Annotated in this window: 16 protein-coding genes and 1 pseudogene; 14 read left to right on the top strand and 3 right to left on the bottom strand. The window is 63.4% G+C overall.

The annotated features are described in order from the left end of the window. The first annotated feature begins 66 nt into the window (after positions 1–66). From CR152_RS19495 to CR152_RS33115, 3 genes are all read left to right on the top strand, one after another. Positions 67–1,290, top strand: a complete 1,224-nt coding sequence (locus tag CR152_RS19495) for a XylR family transcriptional regulator (RefSeq protein ID WP_099877364.1) — start codon at positions 67–69, stop codon at positions 1,288–1,290. Continuing rightward, positions 1,290–2,339, top strand: coding sequence for an aldose epimerase family protein (locus tag CR152_RS19500; protein WP_099877367.1), 1,050 nt, complete (start codon positions 1,290–1,292; stop codon positions 2,337–2,339). The genes CR152_RS19495 and CR152_RS19500 overlap by 1 nt, the downstream gene beginning before the upstream one ends. Before the next feature lie 534 nt (positions 2,340–2,873). After that, entirely contained in the window at positions 2,874–3,209 is a 336-nt protein-coding gene (locus CR152_RS33115) for a hypothetical protein (RefSeq protein ID WP_157778611.1), read from the top strand. 162 nt (positions 3,210–3,371) lie between these two features. Here the strand turns inward: CR152_RS33115 and CR152_RS19510 are convergent, their stop codons facing one another. Next, positions 3,372–3,950, bottom strand: a complete 579-nt coding sequence (locus CR152_RS19510) for a hypothetical protein (RefSeq protein WP_157778612.1) — start codon at positions 3,948–3,950, stop codon at positions 3,372–3,374. 196 nt (positions 3,951–4,146) lie between these two features. Further along, on the bottom strand, positions 4,147–4,353 hold the full coding sequence (locus tag CR152_RS33120; protein WP_157778613.1) for a hypothetical protein: 207 nt from the start codon (positions 4,351–4,353) through the stop codon (positions 4,147–4,149). A gap of 11 nt (positions 4,354–4,364) precedes the next feature. On the opposite strand from CR152_RS33120, the gene CR152_RS19515 reads away from it, so the two are divergent. After that, positions 4,365–5,810, top strand: a complete 1,446-nt coding sequence (locus CR152_RS19515) for a pectate lyase family protein (protein ID WP_099877374.1) — start codon at positions 4,365–4,367, stop codon at positions 5,808–5,810. 51 nt (positions 5,811–5,861) lie between these two features. Next, positions 5,862–6,464 carry a PEP-CTERM sorting domain-containing protein gene (locus CR152_RS19520; RefSeq protein WP_157778614.1) on the top strand — a complete coding sequence of 201 codons (603 nt, stop codon included), beginning with the start codon at positions 5,862–5,864 and terminating at the stop codon, positions 6,462–6,464. Between the two features lie 20 nt (positions 6,465–6,484). Here the strand turns inward: CR152_RS19520 and CR152_RS19525 are convergent, their stop codons facing one another. Continuing rightward, on the bottom strand, positions 6,485–8,476 hold the full coding sequence (locus CR152_RS19525; protein ID WP_208640153.1) for a methyl-accepting chemotaxis protein: 1,992 nt from the start codon (positions 8,474–8,476) through the stop codon (positions 6,485–6,487). A gap of 305 nt (positions 8,477–8,781) precedes the next feature. Here CR152_RS19525 and CR152_RS19530 point away from each other — a divergent pair, with 305 nt between their 5' ends. The 9 genes and pseudogenes from CR152_RS19530 to CR152_RS19570 all read left to right on the top strand — a co-directional run bounded on the left by CR152_RS19530 (position 8,782) and on the right by CR152_RS19570 (position 18,945). Continuing rightward, positions 8,782–9,954: a fumarylacetoacetate hydrolase family protein gene (locus CR152_RS19530; protein WP_099877380.1), complete on the top strand. Its 1,173-nt coding sequence runs from the start codon at positions 8,782–8,784 to the stop codon at positions 9,952–9,954. Continuing rightward, positions 9,951–10,736, top strand: a complete 786-nt coding sequence (gene xylB, locus CR152_RS19535) for a D-xylose 1-dehydrogenase (RefSeq protein ID WP_099877383.1) — start codon at positions 9,951–9,953, stop codon at positions 10,734–10,736. The genes CR152_RS19530 and xylB overlap by 4 nt, the downstream gene beginning before the upstream one ends. Before the next feature lie 2 nt (positions 10,737–10,738). Further along, a pseudogene (locus CR152_RS35060) lies at positions 10,739–11,287 on the top strand (SMP-30/gluconolactonase/LRE family protein); the annotation flags it as partial. An 88-nt stretch (positions 11,288–11,375) separates the two neighbouring features. Beyond that, on the top strand, positions 11,376–11,804 hold the full coding sequence (locus CR152_RS34690; RefSeq protein ID WP_267876244.1) for an SMP-30/gluconolactonase/LRE family protein: 429 nt from the start codon (positions 11,376–11,378) through the stop codon (positions 11,802–11,804). Beyond that, positions 11,801–13,585, top strand: coding sequence for an IlvD/Edd family dehydratase (locus CR152_RS19550; RefSeq protein WP_099877386.1), 1,785 nt, complete (start codon positions 11,801–11,803; stop codon positions 13,583–13,585). Before CR152_RS34690 ends, CR152_RS19550 begins: the two co-directional genes overlap by 4 nt. 138 nt (positions 13,586–13,723) lie before the next feature. Next, entirely contained in the window at positions 13,724–14,728 is a 1,005-nt protein-coding gene (gene xylF / locus CR152_RS19555) for a D-xylose ABC transporter substrate-binding protein (RefSeq protein ID WP_099877389.1), read from the top strand. Between the two features lie 178 nt (positions 14,729–14,906). After that, positions 14,907–16,442 carry a D-xylose ABC transporter ATP-binding protein gene (xylG, locus tag CR152_RS19560; protein ID WP_099877392.1) on the top strand — a complete coding sequence of 512 codons (1,536 nt, stop codon included), beginning with the start codon at positions 14,907–14,909 and terminating at the stop codon, positions 16,440–16,442. Positions 16,443–16,468: 26 nt separating this feature from the next. Beyond that, the gene (locus CR152_RS19565) at positions 16,469–17,611 is read left to right on the top strand and encodes a sugar ABC transporter permease (RefSeq protein ID WP_099877395.1); all 1,143 of its coding nucleotides are present in this window, start codon (positions 16,469–16,471) and stop codon (positions 17,609–17,611) included. Positions 17,612–17,628: 17 nt separating this feature from the next. Then, complete coding sequence (locus CR152_RS19570; protein WP_229413459.1) at positions 17,629–18,945, top strand: GDSL-type esterase/lipase family protein; 1,317 nt, start codon at positions 17,629–17,631, stop codon at positions 18,943–18,945. The last annotated feature ends 1 nt before the right edge of the window (position 18,946 follow it).

Below are 18,946 nucleotides of genomic sequence, written 5' to 3' on the forward strand. Positions count from 1 at the left end.
ACAATAAATAAAGGAAGCGCTCCCGATAAAGAGGTGCGCCAGCGGGGCCTAAGGAGACAATCCACCATGTTGATGCCAAAATCGCATCGAATCGCATTGCTGTTTAACGCAAACAAGATTTTCGATCGTGAAGTTATTGAAGGAATCGCCGCCTATCTGTCGAGCACGCGCAGCTCGTGGGACCTGTTCCTGGAAGAGGATTTCCGCCTGCGCCTGCCCGGCATCGAAGACTGGCAGGGCGACGGCGTGATCGCCGATTTCGACGACCCGGCGGTCGCCGCCGCCCTCGCGCGCAGCCGCATTCCGGTGGTTGCCGTGGGCGGCTCCTACGAAAACGTCAACGCCTACCCGGCCGGCGTTCCCTACGTGGCCACCGACAATTTCAAGCTGATCAAACTGGCTTACGAACATCTGATCGAAGCCGGCCTGCGTCATTTCGCCCTGTTCAGCCTGCCCGAAGCGCAAGAAAACCGCTGGGCCCAGGAACGCGAAAACGCGTTTCGCAGCCTGATGCGGCGCGACCGCATGGAAGCCGAAGTCTTCCGCGGCCAGGGCACCAGCGCGCCGTCCTGGGACGAAGCGGTGCAGCAGCAGATCAACTGGCTGCACAGCCTGCCCAAACCCTGCGGCATCATCGCCGTGACCGATGCCAGGGCGCGCCAGCTGATGCAGGCCTGCATGATCGCCGGCATCGAAGTGCCGGAACAGGTGGCCCTGATCGGCATCGACAACGACCCGCTGGCGCGCATGCTCACCCGCATTCCGCTCAGCTCGGTGATCCAGGGCGCGCAGGAAATGGGCCGCGCCGCCGCCCATTTGCTCGACCAGATGCTGCACGGCGCGCGCCTGGCCAATACCCGCATCCTGGTGCCGCCGGCCGGCATCAACGTGCTGGCGTCGAGCAAGCACGAACCGGCCAAGCATCCGCACGTGATGCGCGCGCGCCACTTCATCCGCCAGTACGCCTGCCAGGGCATCAAGACCGGGCAGGTGGCCGATTACGTCGGCATTTCGCGCTCGTCGCTGAAATCGTATTTCCGCCAGGAGCTCGGCTGCAGCGTGCACGACGAGATCCTGCGCTTCCGCCTGGACGCGGCGATTGCCATCCTCGAGCGCGGCGACTGCAACCTGGCCAATGTGGCGCTCAGCTGCGGCTTCACCTCGAGCCAGTACATGCACTCCGTGTTCAAGCGCGAGCTTGGCTGCACCCCGCGCGCCTACCAGGACCAGGCCCTGCAAGGCCAGGCCGAGCCGGCGCCGGATCCCCAATTTCAACATGCAGATTCGTAATGACGACCAACCAATTCCTTGCCACACCTGCGCTGCGCGCCGCAGACCAGCTGTTCACCCTGCGCAACGCCAACGACATGCGCCTGACCATCAGCGAGCGCGGGGCGGCGCTGGTGTCGTGGTGGGCGCCGGACCGGTATGGCAAGGTGGCCGACGTGCTGCTCGGCTATCGCGACGCGCACGGCTATGCCGATAACAGCGCCTATTTCGGCGCCGTCATCGGACGCTGGGCCAATCGCATCGCGCGCGGCCGCTTCATGCTCGACGGCGCGCCGGTGCAGACGGCCGTGAATGACCGCGGCAATCACCTGCACGGCGGCGACGATGGCTTTCACAAGGCGCGCTGGAAACTGAACGCATCGAACGCCGGCGTGTCGCTGCGCCTTAGCTCGCCGGACGGCGACGGCGGCTTTCCCGGCAAGCTCGACGTGCAGGTGCATTACCGGCTCGACGACGAAGGCCGCCTCACCATCGACTTCGAGGCGGTGTCGGACGCGCCGACACCGGTCAACCTGACCGCGCATCCGTACTTCAACCTGAATGGCGGCAGCGCCGACGTGGGCGACCACATGCTGCAGATCGATGCCGATTTTTATCTCGAGACCGACCCGGGCGGCATTCCGGTCGGGGTGGCGGCGGTGGGCGGCACGCCGTTCGACTTCCGCCAGCCGGCCGCGATCGGGCCGCGCCTGGGCTGGCCGGATGCGCAGATTCGCCTGGCGGGCGGCTTCGATCACTGTTACTGCGTCAAACCGCATGCGATGGGCAGGGCGGGGCCGCTGCGCGAGGTGGCGCGGGTGGTCGACCCGGGATCGGGGCGGCGCCTGCAGGTGTCGACCACCGAGCCGGGATTGCAGTTCTACAGCGGCAACTGGCTCGATGGCGTGCAGGGCAGGGCGGAACGGCCGTACGCGCGGCACGACGGGTTTTGCCTGGAAGCGCATGCGTATCCGGATCAGTTGAACGGGCAGTGCGCGGCGGCGGTGATTCTGCGGCCGGGGCAGGTGTACCGGCAGACCACGGTGTACAGGTTGTCGCTGCAGTCCTAGCCGGGCGCGCGCCATGTCGACGTGACCCGTGCGCCGGCTTTTCAACTGGTCGAAAGCCAAACCGAGTGAGCGCCGCACGGCCGCGGGCGCCATGAGCGCTTCGTGCGATAGGCGAGGTCAGCTAATCCGCAAGCTCCACTTCGATGTGGGAGGGTTTTGATTAAAAAAATGATTGATTGACACGTCTAGACATATATAATGATATCAAAAGTGCACTTTCGCGCGGCGGAACTGGCAAATCGATGCTCAGGATGATGAGCCGGCGAATCAGGAATTCGTTGAAAACGAGAGCTGGTGTCGAAGCGTCTTTCGCAGCAGGTGCCTGACCAGTATTCCTCTTGCCGCGTTAGGACTAGCCTGGCAAGCCTTGGCAGACGCTGGTCGGAACGATTAGCTTCGCGCCTGGATGCATTGGAATCGCGATCGCAGTGGACCTGTTTTGTTTGGCTTACGATACGTAGCAGCCGCTAAATGGACCACAAAAAATTTGCACGATGAGTGCCGTCCCACCACCTTCCAACACTTGGAGAATGTATGCCACGTTTAAATATTCGCCGTGACCAGACCGGATCAGCTGTCAGGCCAGCACTGCAAGGAGAATCTTCCCGGGTTCTGATCGCGCGTGTCAGCTTTCCTAATGGTCTCACTGGTACAGTTTCTGAACATCAAGACATCATTTGGCGCACCGCGCATGGCATGACGGGGCTGCATCGGTCGACCAAAGTCCGGGGCATGCCTACCGGTGCCATTGGCTATATCCACAGTATTAATAACGTGTGTATTGCCGTAAGCCGATTAGACCCAAGGACCGGTACGATCGAACTGGTAGGTGACGTTGGGCATGTCAACGGTGGCATGCACATTTTTTGACAGGCATTCGAGCGTTTTGATGGCCGACAAACTGCTTTTCGCAGCGTCGGCCTTTTCGCACAGGCCAGGAACGGAAGATGGTCCGGGCGCTTTGGCGCTACCTGGCTTGCTGGCCGCGCTGGCGCTCGATCCAACGCCTGGCATGGATCGGAAGTCGCCGAGTCATATCGCCGATGACGTCGGAACGCGTTTTACGTTAGGCAGCGCTTCGTTTTGAAGCCATACGATGAATTTCTTCATGTCTGCTTCTCCACCCCGTCGCATCAGCCTCACTTTAATCAGCCGTAATAAACCCTGCTCACTATAACCGTACAGCGCGGTGCCGGGAATGGCTGCGTAATCGGCGCCCAGCAGGCGTTGTTCGCGCTCGCTGACGGCGGGTGAAATGATCGCCCGGACATCCTTCTCCACGATCCAGACCATGCCGTCCACCAGACACAAGCGGATCTGAGCGCCGTAATACGCGTAATAGCGGCCGTTCCATTTTTCGGATGCCGAGCGGCGAGCGGCGCGTCTGATCGCCGATGCGATATTGATGATGTCCGCAGCAAAATGCATGCACCCGCCCACACACCAAAAAATCAATATAAGCGGCAACATCGCGCCAAAGAAGCCGCTCAATGGCATGGCGATCAGCCAGCCGAGCGTGAGGTAGCAGACGAATCGAATCGAGAGATGAGGCATGGCGCTTACTTGCCGTCGTTGCGGCATTGTCAAATGGTCGGAGTCCTTGTTTTTCACCGGGCCAGGCAGCGATCCGCCGCCCGAAAACCACACATCATACAACTTGCTGATTGTTTAATCATCTTATCCCGCGTAGTATGAAGTCGTCGCTGCCGTGACGACCCCGCTTGGGGCTGCCGGCGCCGATCCTGACCTGCGCGAACCCGGCTCCCCGCCTTCCTCGCAACGGCGACAGGTACGCGAGGTACCTGTCTCAGTCATCGCTGTTGGATGCTGAAAGCTGTTCCCTACCCACCCAGCTGAACCCGGTCGACCGTGATGCGCTGCGGCTTGCCGCGACGTTTTTCACGCCGATACGGCATTGCCGCAGGCAAGGCCCCAGCGCGCGGGCAGGGATCGTCATGCGAGGCGCATTGAAGCGTTCAACAAAAGAACGCGCGCCATTTTCTATTTTCTTCATTGGAGACAACCATGAAAACCACCTTACTCGCCGTCAGCCTCATGCTGGCATCCACCGCGCAGGCGGCCCCGCTCGACGCGAGCACTTTTGTTGGCGCCAGCACGCCCCTGCAAACGGCCCTGTACGGCGTGCGCAACTACTCGGCGCCCGTCCTGGTGAACGGCAAGCACGACCCCGCCAGCTACATGGCCGCGCCCAAGCTGCCGGCGTGGCAGTTCGCCCGGGTCGACCCGACCGGCGGCGTGCTCACCTTCGAGCGCCAGAGCGCGCCGGCCACCGGCTGGCATACCTGGTCGCGCAAGGGCAAGGTGGTGGTCACGGGGGGCGGCGCGGCCCGCTCCGACCGCGTCTACACCGTGTTCAACGGCCAGCAACTGGTGGCCGCCATCAAGGAAGCCGGCAACGAACCGAAGATCATCCGCGTGGTCGGCCACATCGACTTGCGCTGGAGCCAGAACAATACGGTGTTCAAGGAATACACCAGCTACGCCGATCAGAAATACGGCGGCTCGATCAACCTGCCGTCGAACACCACCCTGGTGGGCATCAACGACGCCCAGGGCCGGCCGGCGCGCATGACGGGCACCGCGCTGCTGATCGGCGGCGAACTGGCGCTGGCGCCGGGCGGCGATCCGGAAGCCGATTTCAAGAAGTGGATCAAGGACGGCAAGGACGGCGAGGATTATCCGACCTGGACCCGCAACATCATCGTGCGCAACCTGGTGATCGACACGCCGTGGGATGTCAATCCCGAGGACGCGGGCAATGCCTACGCCGACGGCATCACCGTCTCGCGCGGACAGAACATTTTCCTCGATCACCTGAGCGTGAGCGATGGCGACACGCCCGAGTCGCTCGCCACCGGCACGTACAAGACGCGGCATGACGGCGCGCTCGACGTGGTGCGCGGCAGCGATTACGTCACCATCGCCAACAGCTATTTCGCCAATCACCACAAGACCACGCTGGTCGGCAATGGCGACGGCGGCCGCGCCTGGAGCGACGAGGGCCGCTTGCATGTGACGTTTTCGGGCAACTGGTGGAGTTCGGTAGCGGCGCGCCTGCCGCTCAATCGCTACGGCCAAGTGCACATGTCCAACAATCTCATCACCGGCAACGTGATGACCAAGGAGACCGACGTCAAGTTCGAAAGCGGCACCGATGCGCGCTACCGCTCGAACATGCTGGTTGAAAACAGCTACTACAACATCACCGGCCTCAAGCTGTCCGAGTTCTGCGGCAAGGCCATCAAGGGCAAGGGCTTCATCGGCTTCCGCTCGTCCGGCCACATCTTTACCAGCGACCGCGCCGGCACCAATGCGGTCGACGGCCAGTGCGGCATGGCGCGCCCGGACGCAGCCAACCTGTGGACCCCGCCGTATCTGTACGCACTGCAGACGGCGAGCTCGACCCTTCTCGCCGTACCCGCGCAGGCCGGTGCCGGCAAGCTCAAGTAATCACATCACCTTTACGATCTGGAGATCACCATGTTTTTTGAGCGATTGCGTATGACTGTCGTTTTTCTTCTCGCGCTGGGCGTGGCGCCCGGGGTGGCCCAAGCGGCCCTGGTGGCCGACACGGGCACGCCGTCGAACGCCGTCGGCGCTGGCTGGGCTTTTAACAGCGGCCACAGCTACGCGGGCCGGTTTTCCGTTCTGTCCGACCTGACGATCAACAGCGTCGAAGGCTACTTCAGCACCGATGCCGGCGCGGTCAGCATCAGCCTGTTCAGCAATCGCGCCGATGGCGAGGGCGGCTTCATTCCGGGTAGCGCGCTGCGCTCGGCAAGCTTCGCCACCGGCCTGGGCGAGGCGGCATGGCACGGTGCGGCGGGCCTGAACTGGGCGGTGGAACAGGGCAGTTACTGGGTCGTGTTCACCTCGACCTACGGCAGCGAAAGCCAGGCCAGCATGCCTGGTTCGGTTGCCAGTGCGCTGGACGGTTACGCGCTTGAGCAGGGTGGCCAGTGGCATGATGCCGCCGGCCTGGGGCTCGATCAGGGCTTGCGCGTGGACGCCAGCGCCATGGCCGTGCCCGAGCCGGGCAGCATGGCGCTGTTCGGGCTCGGATTGGCCGTGGTCGGCATGATGAGCCGGCGCAAGCGGGCTTGATGAGTGTATGGCCGAGGGCTTCAGGGCTGCTTGGCTGGGGCGCGCGTCAGGCGCCGGGCAGGGGGGCTTGGCGGCAACGCCGCCATTTTGCCCCCCTCATACAGCTTGAAGCCGCCGACGATCTGTTCCAGGTTGGCGGCCTGCTGCTGCAGGGACTGCGCCGCTGCCGCCGCCTGTTCGACCAGGGCGGCGTTCTGTTGGGTGGTATCGTCCAGCTCGGTGATTGCCCGGTTGACCTGGCCGATGCCGAGATTCTGTTCGGCGCTGGCGCCCATGATGGCGCCGATGATGCCGGCCACCTTGTCGGTGCTGGCGACGATCCGCTGCATCGTGGTGCCGGCTTCGGCCACCAGCGCGGCGCCCTTGTCGACGCCGGCCACCGATTCGCCGATCAGCGCGTTGATTTCCTTGGCCGCCGCGGCCGAGCGCTGCGCCAGATTGCGTACTTCGGAGGCCACCACGGCAAAGCCGCGACCCTGCTCGCCGGCGCGGGCCGCCTCCACGGCCGCGTTCAGCGCCAGGATATTGGTCTGGAAGGCGATGCCGTCGATGACGCTGATGATGTCGACAATCTTGCGCGACGATTGCTCGATCGAGCCCATGGTGGTCACTACGCTGGACACGATGTTGCCGCCCTGCGCGGCCACGGTGGACGCCTCCAGTGCCAGCCGGTTGGCCTGGCTGGCGTTGTCCTCGTTGTTCTTGACGGTGCTGGTGAGCTCCTCCATCGAGGCCGCCGTCTCTTCGAGCGAACTGGCCTGCGCCTCGGTGCGCGAGGACAGGTCCTGATTGCCGGCCGCGATCTCGCGCGAGGCCAGTGCGATCGACTGGGTGCTCATGCCGATTTGCTGGAGCATGCTCTGCAGGCGCTCGATGAAGGCATTGAAGCTGCTCGAAACGGCGTCGAACTCCATCCCGCCACCGGGCGGCAGGCGGCGCGTCAGGTCGGCGTCGCCGGCCGACAGGTCGTCGATGTTGCCCTTCAAAACGTCCAGGCGGTGCATGACCATGCGGATGCCCAGGACGATCAGTATCAGCATCGCGATGGCGACTGGAATCTGCACCATGCCGAGCGTGTGAAGGATGCGGTCGCTCTGTTGACTGAGCAGATGATTCGGCAGGCTGGTGGCCAGTACCCACGGACTGCCCGCAATGGTGGCGATAAACAGGGTGTGGTCGGTGCCATCGCTGCGGTACGCCGATTCCAGCGCGGCTTTGTCGCCCAGCTGCGGCAGTACCTTGACCAGCTGCGCCGCCAGCGGCGAGCTGGGAGCCAGGTCGCTGATGTTCTTGAGCACGATCTCGCTCTTGATATAGCTGCTGTTGCTGACGATCTTGCCGTCGTGTTCCAGAATCAGAATCTGGCCGTGCACGGCCGCTTCCATGTCCGCCACGAGGCGGTTGAAAAAGCCCAGCGTGACGTCGACAGTGGAGACGCCGAACAGCTCATTGTCCTTGTAGATGGCCATGGCGCAGTTGGTGCGCGGCTGCGCGCTCGCATCGTCCTTGTAAGCCTTGGCCCAGGCGCACTGGCCTTTGGGTGCCTTGGCGCCACCCTGCCACCAGGCTTGCTCGAAATATTTGAGCGACTCGGGCGTATTCCAGTGGGTGTTGACCTGCAGCTTGCCGGCCGCGTCGCGGGCGTAGAAGGTGCTGAATTTCTCTTTTTCCGGATCGCGCTTTTTCGGTACGGGCCAGATGCCGCCGCCGAACACGTTCGCATCGCCGTACTGGTCGACCAGGCCCGGCAGCAGGGTGTCGATCGCGGCGCTGTCCATCAACGCCACGGTCTGGGTGATGGCACGCTGCTGCGCCTCGACCTGCTTGAGTTGTTGAGTGATCTTGATGGCAATGTTGTTGACATCATGGCCGATCAGTTGACCTTCGGCGCGTTTCAGCTCCGGCGTGATGAACAGCGCGATGGCCGCCACCGTAATGACCAGCAAGCCGACGAAAATGGCGGAGAACAGCGCGATGAAGCGCGATTGGCTGGAGCGAAAATAGTCTTTCAAGGCGGGCCTCTGGAGTGGATTGACTGCTGGTGTCGTCGCCGGCAACGCGAGGGAAGAGTCGAGCGTCGCCACTCGCGCGGGCACAGTTGCTCTGGAAGATTATGCTCACAGGAAACGACTGTCAAACGCCGCACGGTCATTCCGATCAATAAGCAACAGCGACGTTCGCCGGCCCTGCTGATAATCATGATCGCCCTTGGTGGATTTCATAATTGAAAACACACAACACAAAGGGCACCATCTATCCCGTGATGCCGGGCAAGGGACATCCCCGGCCGGCATCGATACCAATCGGGAAGAGAGACATGACAGATTCAGTAAAATCGATGTTGCCGGTCGATGTGGAACGGGCCTTGCTGGTCGGCCGCGTCTGGCGCGCCGGTACCGGTCCTTCGGTGGTGGTGCTGCGCCAGGGCCAGCTCATCGACATCAGCGCGCACGCCGCCACCATGGCCGAGCTGCTCGAACGCGCCGACGCACCGGAAATTGCCCGTAACGCCCCCGGCGACGCGCTCGGCACGCTGGACGAGCTGCTGGCCAACGCCAAGGCCGGGACCGACAGCACCCGCCTGCTGGCCCCCAACGACCTGCAGGCGATCAAGGCGTGCGGCGTCACCTTCGCCGTCAGCCTGCTCGAACGCGTGATCGAGGAACAGGCCAAGGGCGACCCGGCCCGCGCCGGCGAACTGCGCGCGGCCATGCAGGAATGCATCGGCGACGACCTCTCGGCCATCAAGCCCGGCTCGCCCGCGGCGGACAAGCTCAAGCAAGACCTGATCGCGCGCGGCCTGTGGTCGCCCTACATGGAAGTGGGCATCGGCCCCGACGCCGAAGTATTTACCAAGTCGCAGCCGATGTCGGCCGTGGGTTTTGGCGCCGACGTCGGCCTGCATCCCGATTCCAAGTGGAACAATCCCGAGCCGGAAATCGTCCTTGCCGTCAACAGCCGCGGCGAAGTGCGCGGCGCCAGCCTGGGCAACGACGTCAACTTGCGCGATATCGAAGGCCGCAGCGCCTTGCTGCTCGGTAAAGCCAAGGACAACAACGCCTCTTGCGCGATTGGCCCGTTCATCCGCCTGTTCGACGAGCACTTTACGATCGATACCATCCGCAATGCCGAGGTCAGCATGCTGATCGAAGGCGCCGATGACGATTTCCACTTGGCAGGCGCGAGCCGCATGCGCGAAATCAGCCGAGACCCGCTCGACCTGGTGGGCCAGGTGTGCGGCAAGCACCATCAATATCCGGACGGCTTCATGCTGTTTCTGGGAACCATGTTCTCGCCGATCAAGGACCGTGACGCCGCCGGCGCCGGCTTTACCCATCACCTGGGCGACCGCGTCAGCATTTCCACGCCCTCGCTCGGCACGCTCGTCAATGAAGTCCAGCGCAGCGACCTGGTCGCGCCGTGGACCTTCGGCGTGCGCGCGCTGTTCGACAACCTGGCCCGCCGCAGCCTGCCGAGAATGACTCAATGAGCGAACAGAGCAATCTGACTTACGCGATCTACCCCGATCTTGCCGGTAAAACTGTGCTGGTCACCGGTGGCGGCAGCGGCATCGGCGCGGAAATGGTGAGCGCCTTTGCACGCCAGGGCGCGCGCGTGTTTTTCGTCGACATTGCCGAGCAAGCGTCGCAGGAACTGGCGCGCTCGCTGGCCGATTCCGTCCATCCGCCTGTATTCCTGCCTTGCGACCTGACCGATCTGGAAGCGCTCGCTGCCGTGTTTGCCCGCATCGGGCAGGGCGGCTGGGCGGTCGATATCCTGATCAACAACGCCGCCAACGATGACCGCCACGGCGTCAAGGACGTCACGCCGGCCTATTGGGACCAGCGCATGGCGGTCAACCTGCGCCACCAGTTCTTTTGCGCCCAGGCTGCCGCCGAGGGCATGCGCGTCAAGGGCGCCGGCGTGATTCTGAACATGGGATCGATTTCGTGGCACCTGGCCTTGCCGAACCTGAGCCTGTACATGACTGCCAAGGCCGCCATCGAAGGTTTGACGCGGGGACTGGCGCGCGATCTGGGTGTCGATGGCATTCGCGTCAACTGCATCATTCCGGGAGCGGTGCGCACGCCGCGCCAGGAGCAGCTGTGGCACACGCCGGATGAAGAGGTCAGGATCCTGGCCGGGCAATGCCTGCGCGAGCGGGTGGAAGTGCAGGATGTGGCGGCGCTGGCGCTGTTTTTGTCCTCGGGTAACGCGGGACGCTGCACCGGACGCGACTATTTCGTCGACGCTGGATGGTACGGAGCATGAGCATGGAACAGCCTGTTTGTCTGTGGCCGGTGGGTGCCGAGCTGGGGGAAGGCCCGATCTGGCATGCCGCCAGCAATTACGTGTATTTTGTGGATATCCGCGGGCGCCAGGTGCATCGCTGCGCGGCGGATGGAACGCAGCGGAAGTCGTGGAGTGCGCCGGGGAGGCCGGGGTTTATTGTGCCGGCGGCCGCTACCTTAAGCTCCGTCGTTCCCGCGCCAGGGCGGCCCTCGGCGGGGGACCAAGTCAGTGGCGGCATGGAGAACTTGGGTTCCCGCCTGCGCGGGAACGACGGTGGTGTAGCTGGGGCTGATAACCAAAGCTCCGTCGTTCCCGCGCCAAGGCGGCCCTCGGCGGGAACCCAAGTTCGTACTGGCACCACCGGCTTCATCGTCGGCCTCGACGACGGCCTTTACCATTTCAACGACCAAACCGGCCAGTTCTCCCCACTGCGCCCCATCGAAGCTGACCTGCCCAACAACCGCTTCAACGACGGCTTTGCCGCCGCGGACGGCTCGCTCTGGTTCGGCTCGATGGACGCCGGCGAAACCGACCCCACCGGCTCGCTCTACAGCCTGCACCCCGGCGGTCGTCTCACCACCGTCGACAGGCGGCTACATCATCACCAACGGCCCGGCCATGAGCCCGGACGGCAAGACCCTGTACCACACCGATACCCTGGGCAAGAAGATCTACGCTTTCGACGTCCTGCCCGACGGCACGGCCACGCGCAAGCGCCTGTTCATCGTCACGCAAGCCCCCGGCCACCCCGACGGCATGGCCGTGGACGCCGACGGCGGCATCTGGGTCGCCATGTTCCGCGGCGCCCGCATCGACCGCTACAACCCGGCCGGCGAACTGGTGGGCACGATAGCCTTTCCCGTCTCCAACATCACTAAATTAGCCTTCGGCGGCGCCGACCTGCGCTCCGCCTTCGTCACCACCGCCTGGAAGGGCTTGAGCGAGGACGAGCGCGCGCGCGAACCGCTGGCCGGGGGTCTGTTTACCTTCCGCACCGACACGCCGGGCCTGGCCCAGCACACCATTTCGCTACAGGATATCGTTTGAGCACCCACCCAACTCCGCCACGCCGCTACCGCTCGCAGGACTGGTTCGACAATCCCGACCACATCGACATGACTGCCCTCTACCTGGAGCGCTTCATGAACTACGGCATCACCGCCGACGAACTGCGCGCCGGCCGGCCCATCATTGGCATTGTCCAGAGCGGCAGCGACATCAGCCCGTGCAACCGCATCCACCTGGAACTGGCCAAGCGCGTGCGCGACGGCATCCGCGACGCCGGCGGCATTGCCATGGAATTCCCGCTGCACCCGATTTTTGAAAACTGCCGCCGCCCGACCGCATCCATCGACCGCAACCTGGCCTACCTGGGCCTGGTCGAAATCCTGCACGGCTACCCGATCGACGCGGTGGTGCTCACCACCGGCTGCGACAAGACCACGCCGGCCCAGATCATGGCCGCCTCGACGGTCGACATTCCCGCCATCGTGCTCTCCGGCGGACCGATGCTCGACGGCTGGTTCGAGGGCGAACTGGCCGGTTCCGGCAACGCCATCTGGCACGGCCGCCGCCGCCTCGCCGCCGGCGAGATCGACAATGAAAAATTCCTCCAGATCGCGGCCGCCTCGGCGCCGTCCGCCGGGCACTGCAACACCATGGGCACCGCCTCGACCATGAACGCGCTGGCCGAAGCACTCGGCATGTCGCTTACCGGCTGCTCGGCCATTCCTGCGCCGTACCGCGAACGCGGCCAGATGGCCTATGAAACGGGCCGCCGCATCGTCGAGCTGGCGCGTGAGGATGTCCGTCCTTCGCACATCCTCACCAAGGACGCGTTCCTGGACGCCATCGTGGTCAATGCCGCCATCGGCGGTTCCACCAACGCCCAGCCGCACATCATGGCCATGGCGCGCCACGCCGGGGTCGAGATCGAATCGAGCGCCTGGATGGAATTCGGCCACGACGTGCCGCTGCTGCTCAACATGCAGCCGGCCGGCAAATTCCTCGGCGAACGGTTTCATCGCGCCGGCGGCGTTCCGTCCATCATGTGGGAGCTGCAGCAGGCCGGCAAGCTGCGCGCCGAGCGCCTGACCGTCACCGGCACCACCATGGCGGTCAACCTGCGAGACCGCGCCAGCGTCGACCGTGAGGTAATTTATCCGTACGACGCGCCGCTGAAAGCCAAGGCGGGCTTCTTTGTCCTCAAGGGCAACCTGTTCGACTTCGCCATCATGAAGACGAGCGTGATCTCGGCCGACTTCCGCGCGCGCTACCTGTGCCGCCCCGGCCACGAAAATGTGTTCGAATGCCGCGCCGTGGTGTTCGACGGCTCGGGCGACTACCACGCGCGCATCAACGATCCGGCGCTCGATATCGACGAAGGCTGCATGCTGGTCATTCGCGGCGCCGGCCCCATCGGCTGGCCGGGTTCGGCCGAAGTGGTCAATATGCAGCCGCCGGACGCACTGATCCGGCGTGGCATCCTCAACCTGCCGACCTTGGGCGACGGGCGCCAGTCGGGCACCTCGGACAGCCCCTCGATCTTGAATGCCTCGCCCGAAAGCGCGGCCGGCGGCGGGCTTGCCTACGTGCGCAGCGGCGACATCATCCGCGTCGACCTGAATACGGGCCGCTGCGACATGCTGGTGGACGACGCAGTCCTGGCCGAACGCAGGAAGGAACCGATCCCGCCCACGCCGCCGAGCCAGACCCCGTGGCAGGAGCTGTACCGCGCCACCGTGGGCCAGCTGGAACAGGGCGGCTGCATGGAAATGGCGCTGCCGTACCGCGGCGTCGGCCACGATTTGCCGAGGCATAACCACTGATGACATCCGTGATGACATCCGTGACGAGATAAATGTAGATATGGCAATGAACGGCGGGATTCCGTTATTTCGTTGCCAAAAACACGGCGCTGTGCCGGGTAGCATCCAAGTCGTATAACAATAATGGAGACAAACAAGATGAAAAAAATTCTGAGCGTAGCGGTCGTATCGGCCATGATGATATTGACCTGCGGCCAGGCCAGCGCCGATGCCAAAAACCCGAAGATCGGTTTTTCGATCGACGACCTGCGCCTTGAGCGCTGGGCGCGCGACCGCGATTATTTCGTCGCTGCCGCCGACAAGCTGGGCGCCAAGGTGTTCGTGCAGTCGGCCGACGCCAGCGAGCAAAAGCAGATCGCGCAAATCGAAAACCTGATTTCGCGCGGGGTCGACGCGCTGGTGATCGTGCCTTACAACGCGACCGTGCTCAATAACGCGATCAAGGAAGCCAAGAAGGCCAATATCAAGGTCATTTCGTACGACCGGCTGGTGCTCAATGCCGATGTGGATGCGTATATTTCCTTCGACAACAAGGCCGTGGGCGAGATGCAGGCTGCCGGCGTGGTGAAGGTTCGTCCGAAAGGCAATTACTACCTGCTGGGCGGCGCGCCGACCGACAACAACGCCAAGGTGCTGCGCGAAGGCCAGATGGCCGTGCTGCAGCCGCTGGTGGACAAGGGCGATATCAAAATCGTCGGCAAGCAGTGGGTCAAGGACTGGAGCCCGTCGGAAGCGCTGTCCATTGTCGAGAATGCGCTGACGGCCAATAACAACAAGATCGACGGGATCGTGGCATCGAACGACGCCACGGCTGGTGGCGCGATCCAGGCGCTGGCCTCGCAAAAGCTAGATGGCAAAGTGCCGGTGTCGGGGCAGGATTCCGATATTGCTGCGGTGCGCCGCGTGATTGCCGGGTCGCAGGCGATGACGGTGTACAAGCCGCTCAAGCTGCTGGCCGGCGAGGCGGCCAAGCTGGCGGTGCAACTGGTGCGCAATGAGAAGCCCGGTTTTAACGGCGAATACGACAACGGTTTCAAAAAGGTGAAAACGATCCTGCTCAAGCCGACTGCGCTGACCAAGGAAAATATCAATTTGCTGGTGACGGACGGGTTTTACACCCAAGCGCAGATAGCTGGTAAATAACTGCGGGCATCGCCTCCACTCCGTCGTTCCCGCGCAGGCGGGAACCCAAGTTCGTAGTGCCGCCTGTAGCCTCGATAAGAACTTGGATCCCCGCCGAGTGCCGCCTTGGCGCGGGGACGACGAGAGGCGGGCGAGGTGCGCCTTTAGTGTGAAAACGTTTTCAAACACGAGAACCAGTATGTCCGACTATTTGCTTGAAATGAAGGGCATCGTCAAACAGTTCGACGGCGTCCGCGCGCTCGACGGCATCGACCTGCAAATCCGCGCCGGCGAATGCGTCGGCCTGTGCGGCGAAAATGGCGCCGGCAAGTCGACCTTGATGAAGGTTCTTTCAGCCGTCTACCCGCACGGCACCTGGGATGGCGACATCCTGTTCGAGGGCAAACCCCTGCGCGCTACCTCCATCCGCGAAACCGAGGCGGCCGGGATCATCATCATCCATCAGGAACTGATGCTCGTGCCGGAACTGTCGGTTACCGAGAACCTGTTCCTCGGTAACGAAATCACCGGCTTTGGCGGGCGCATGAATTACCCCGCCATGAACCGGCGCGCCGAGCAGTTGCTGGCCGACTTGAATTTATCCGATGTGAACGTGGTGCTGCCGGTGATGAACTATGGCGGCGGCCACCAGCAACTGATCGAGATCGCCAAGGCCCTCAACAAGGACGCCAAGCTGCTGATCCTCGACGAGCCGTCAGCGTCGCTCACTGCCGCCGAAATCAAGATCCTGCTGGAGATTATCCGCAAGCTCAAGGCCAAGGGCGTCGCCTGCGTCTACATCTCCCACAAGCTCGATGAAGTGGCTGCGATTTGCGACACCATCGCCGTCATCCGCGACGGCAGGCACATCGCCACCACGCCGATGGCCGAACTGGATGTGAACCGCATCATCGCGCAGATGGTCGGGCGCGAGATGAACCAGCTTTATCCCAAGCAGGAGCGCGCGCTGGGCGAGGTGATCTTCGAGGCGCGCAACGTCACCTGCTACGACATCGACAAGCCGGAACGCAAACGCGTCGACAACGTCTCGTTCACGCTCCGCAAAGGCGAAATCCTCGGCATCGCCGGGCTGGTCGGGGCAGGGCGCACCGAGCTGGTATCGGCGCTGTTCGGCGCCTATCCGGGTGCCAGCCAGGCCGAGGTACGCCTGCATGGCGCCGTGGTCGATACCGGCACGCCGCTCAAGGCCATCCGCGCCGGCTTCGCGCTGGTGCCGGAAGACCGCAAGCAGCACGGCATCGTGCGCGACCTGGACGTCGGCCAGAACATCACCCTCTCCGTGCTCGATTCGTTTTCGCGCCTGACCCGCATCGACCGCGAAGCCGAACTGAAAACCGTGCAGGAGCAGATCAACCGCCTCGGACTGAAAACTGCCAGCCCGTTCCTGCCCATTACCAGCCTGTCGGGCGGTAACCAGCAAAAGGCGGTGCTGTCGAAAATGCTGCTGACAAAGCCGCAGGTGCTGATCCTCGACGAGCCGACCCGTGGCGTCGACGTGGGCGCCAAATACGAAATCTACAAGCTGATGTTCGAACTGGCCAGCCAGGGCATGTCGATCATCATGGTGTCCTCCGAGCTGGCCGAGGTGCTGGGCATTTCCGACCGCGTGCTGGTGATGGGCGAGGGCCAGCTGCGCGGCGACTTCGTCAACCAGAACCTGACTCAGGAAACCCTGCTCGCCGCCGCCCTCGACCACGCTCCAGCCGTGCACTGAACGACGCTACCTTCGCGATAGAACACATGAACCCGATCAAATTCAAACAAATCTTCACGCAGTATAAAATCCTGGCCCTGCTGGCCGCGATTGCCCTCATCTGGCTGTTCTTCAGCTGGAAAACCGATGGCGGCTTCACCTCGGCGCGCAACCTGTCGAACCTGATGCGCCAGATGGCCATTACCGGCATCCTGGCCTGTGGCATGGTGTTCGTCATCATCGCCGGCGAGATCGACCTGTCGGTCGGCTCCCTGCTCGGGCTATTGGGCGGCGTGGCGGCGGTGCTCGATGTGAGCCATCACTTGCCGCTGCCGCTGATCGTGCTGCTGGTGCTGGCGTGCGGGCTGGTGCTGGGCATCTTCAACGGCTACCTGGTGGCGTATGCGGGCATACCCTCCTTCATTGTGGGACTGGGCGGGATGCTGGCCTATCGCGGCATCGTGCTCGGGGTGACCGATGGTACAACGGTGGCGCCGGTATCGCCCGAGATGGTGTACCTGGGGCAGGGCTACCTGTCGCCCGACCTGAGCATCGGCCTTGGCGTGCTGCTGTTCGTGCTGGCCGCGGTGCTGACCTGGCGCCAGCGCGCCAGCCTGGCGCACCACGGCTTGCCGGTGCCGACCGCCCTGCGCGATGGCGTGCGCCTGCTGGCGATTGGCGCGGTGCTGTATTCGGTGGTGCGCACGCTGCACAGCTATGAAGGCATTCCGCTGCCGGTGCTGCTGCTCCTGGTCCTGCTTGCGGTGTTCAGCTACGTGGCCACGCAAACCGTGTTCGGTCGCCGCATCTATGCGGTCGGCAGCAATATGGAAGCGACCCGCCTGTCCGGCGTGAACGTGCGCGCCGTCAAACTGTGGATTTTCGGCTTGATGGGATTGATGTGCGCACTGGCGGGGCTGATCAACACCGCGCGCCTGGCAGCAGGGTCGCCTTCGGCCGGTACTTCGGGTGAACTCGATGTGATCGCGGCCTGTTTCATCGGCGGCACCTCGATGCGCGGCGGCTCGGGCACGGTGTACGGCGCCCTGATCGGCGCGCTGGTCATGGCCAGCCTGGATAACGGCATGTCGATGCTGGACGTCGACAGCTACTGGCAGATGATCGTCAAGGGTGCCATCCTCACCCTGGCGGTGTGGGTCGACGTGGTCACGCGCTCCGCGCGCCGCTGATCAATCACAGGGACGCGATGATGAAACGTATAGCCAAGCCCCTGCGCCTGTCGCTCGTGTTGCCGGCGCTGCTGGCCGTCGGTGCCTGCGCCACGCCCGCGAAACAGAGCGATGAGCTGACGATCTACGCGGCCGGCCCGCGCATCGGATCGAACGTGGTCGTCGCCGATTTTGAAGCGTCGCAGCGGGTTGATGGCGCTTCCGTCCTCGTACCTAAACCGGCAGTGCCCAAGGTCGCGGAAAGCCGGGTCGGGGTCGATGTCGGCGACAACGCGATGACGCTGCACTTCAAGGACGCCTGGTATGCCAACCTGCGCGTGGAAAGCGATGCGCCGCTCGACCTGCGTGCGTATGTTCCCGATGGCGTGGTGGCGTTTGACCTGAATGTGGAGGAGATGGCGCAGGGCGGGGTGTCCTTCAAGGTCAGTTGTGGCAAGGAGTGCGAACGCCAGGTGCCGTATCTGGTGCCGGCGCGCGCCATGGCGGGCAAGGGTTGGCAGCCATTGGTGTTTTCGATGCGCTGCTTTGCGCGCGACGGCGACGACTTCCGCGCCGTGACCGTGCCGTTCGCACTGGAAGGCAGCGGCAGCGGCAGGGTGGGAATTGCGCATATCCGCTTCCTCAAAACCGGTACGCCGAATACGGTGTGCCCGGATTACAAGACGCAGTCGGTCACGCCCGAGATGCTCAATCAATCCTGGTCGATCAACAACTGGCTGCCGCGCCACGAGGCAAAAAAAGCGGAAGTCGAGCGCCGCAATGCCGCTGGCGAAAAAACTGGCATTGTCTTCATCGGCGACTCGATCACCGAGGGTTGGGAGAAAACCGGCGCGCCAGTTTGGCAGCGCTACTACGCCAAATACAATGCATTGGGACTGGGCTTTGGCGGCGACCATACCGAGAACGTCTTGTGGCGCCTGCAGCACGGCGCGCTCGAAGGACTCGACCCGAAAGTCGTGGTGCTGATGGCCGGTACCAACAACACCGGCGACCGGCGCGAAAATCCGGTTACTACGGCGGCTGGAATCCGTCGCAATATCGAGGAGGTGCAACAGCGCCTGCCGAACGCCAGAATCCTGCTGCTGGCGATCTTTCCGCGCGATGCAAAGCCGGACAGCCAGCTGCGCCGCATCAACGATGAGGTCAACAAGATCCTGGCGGGCTTCGACGACGGCAAGCGGATCTTTTTCCTGAACATCAACCAGACCTTCCTCAACGCCGACGGTACCTTGTCGCGCGAGGTCATGCCCGATCTGCTGCACCTGAACGAGCAAAGCTACGAAGCGTGGGCAAAGGCGATGGCCCCGGCCTTGCAGCGCCTGATGGGGGAGTAAT

Origin of the sequence: Massilia violaceinigra, from assembly GCF_002752675.1 — a bacterium.
Taxonomy (GTDB): domain Bacteria; phylum Pseudomonadota; class Gammaproteobacteria; order Burkholderiales; family Burkholderiaceae_D; genus Telluria_A; species Telluria_A violaceinigra.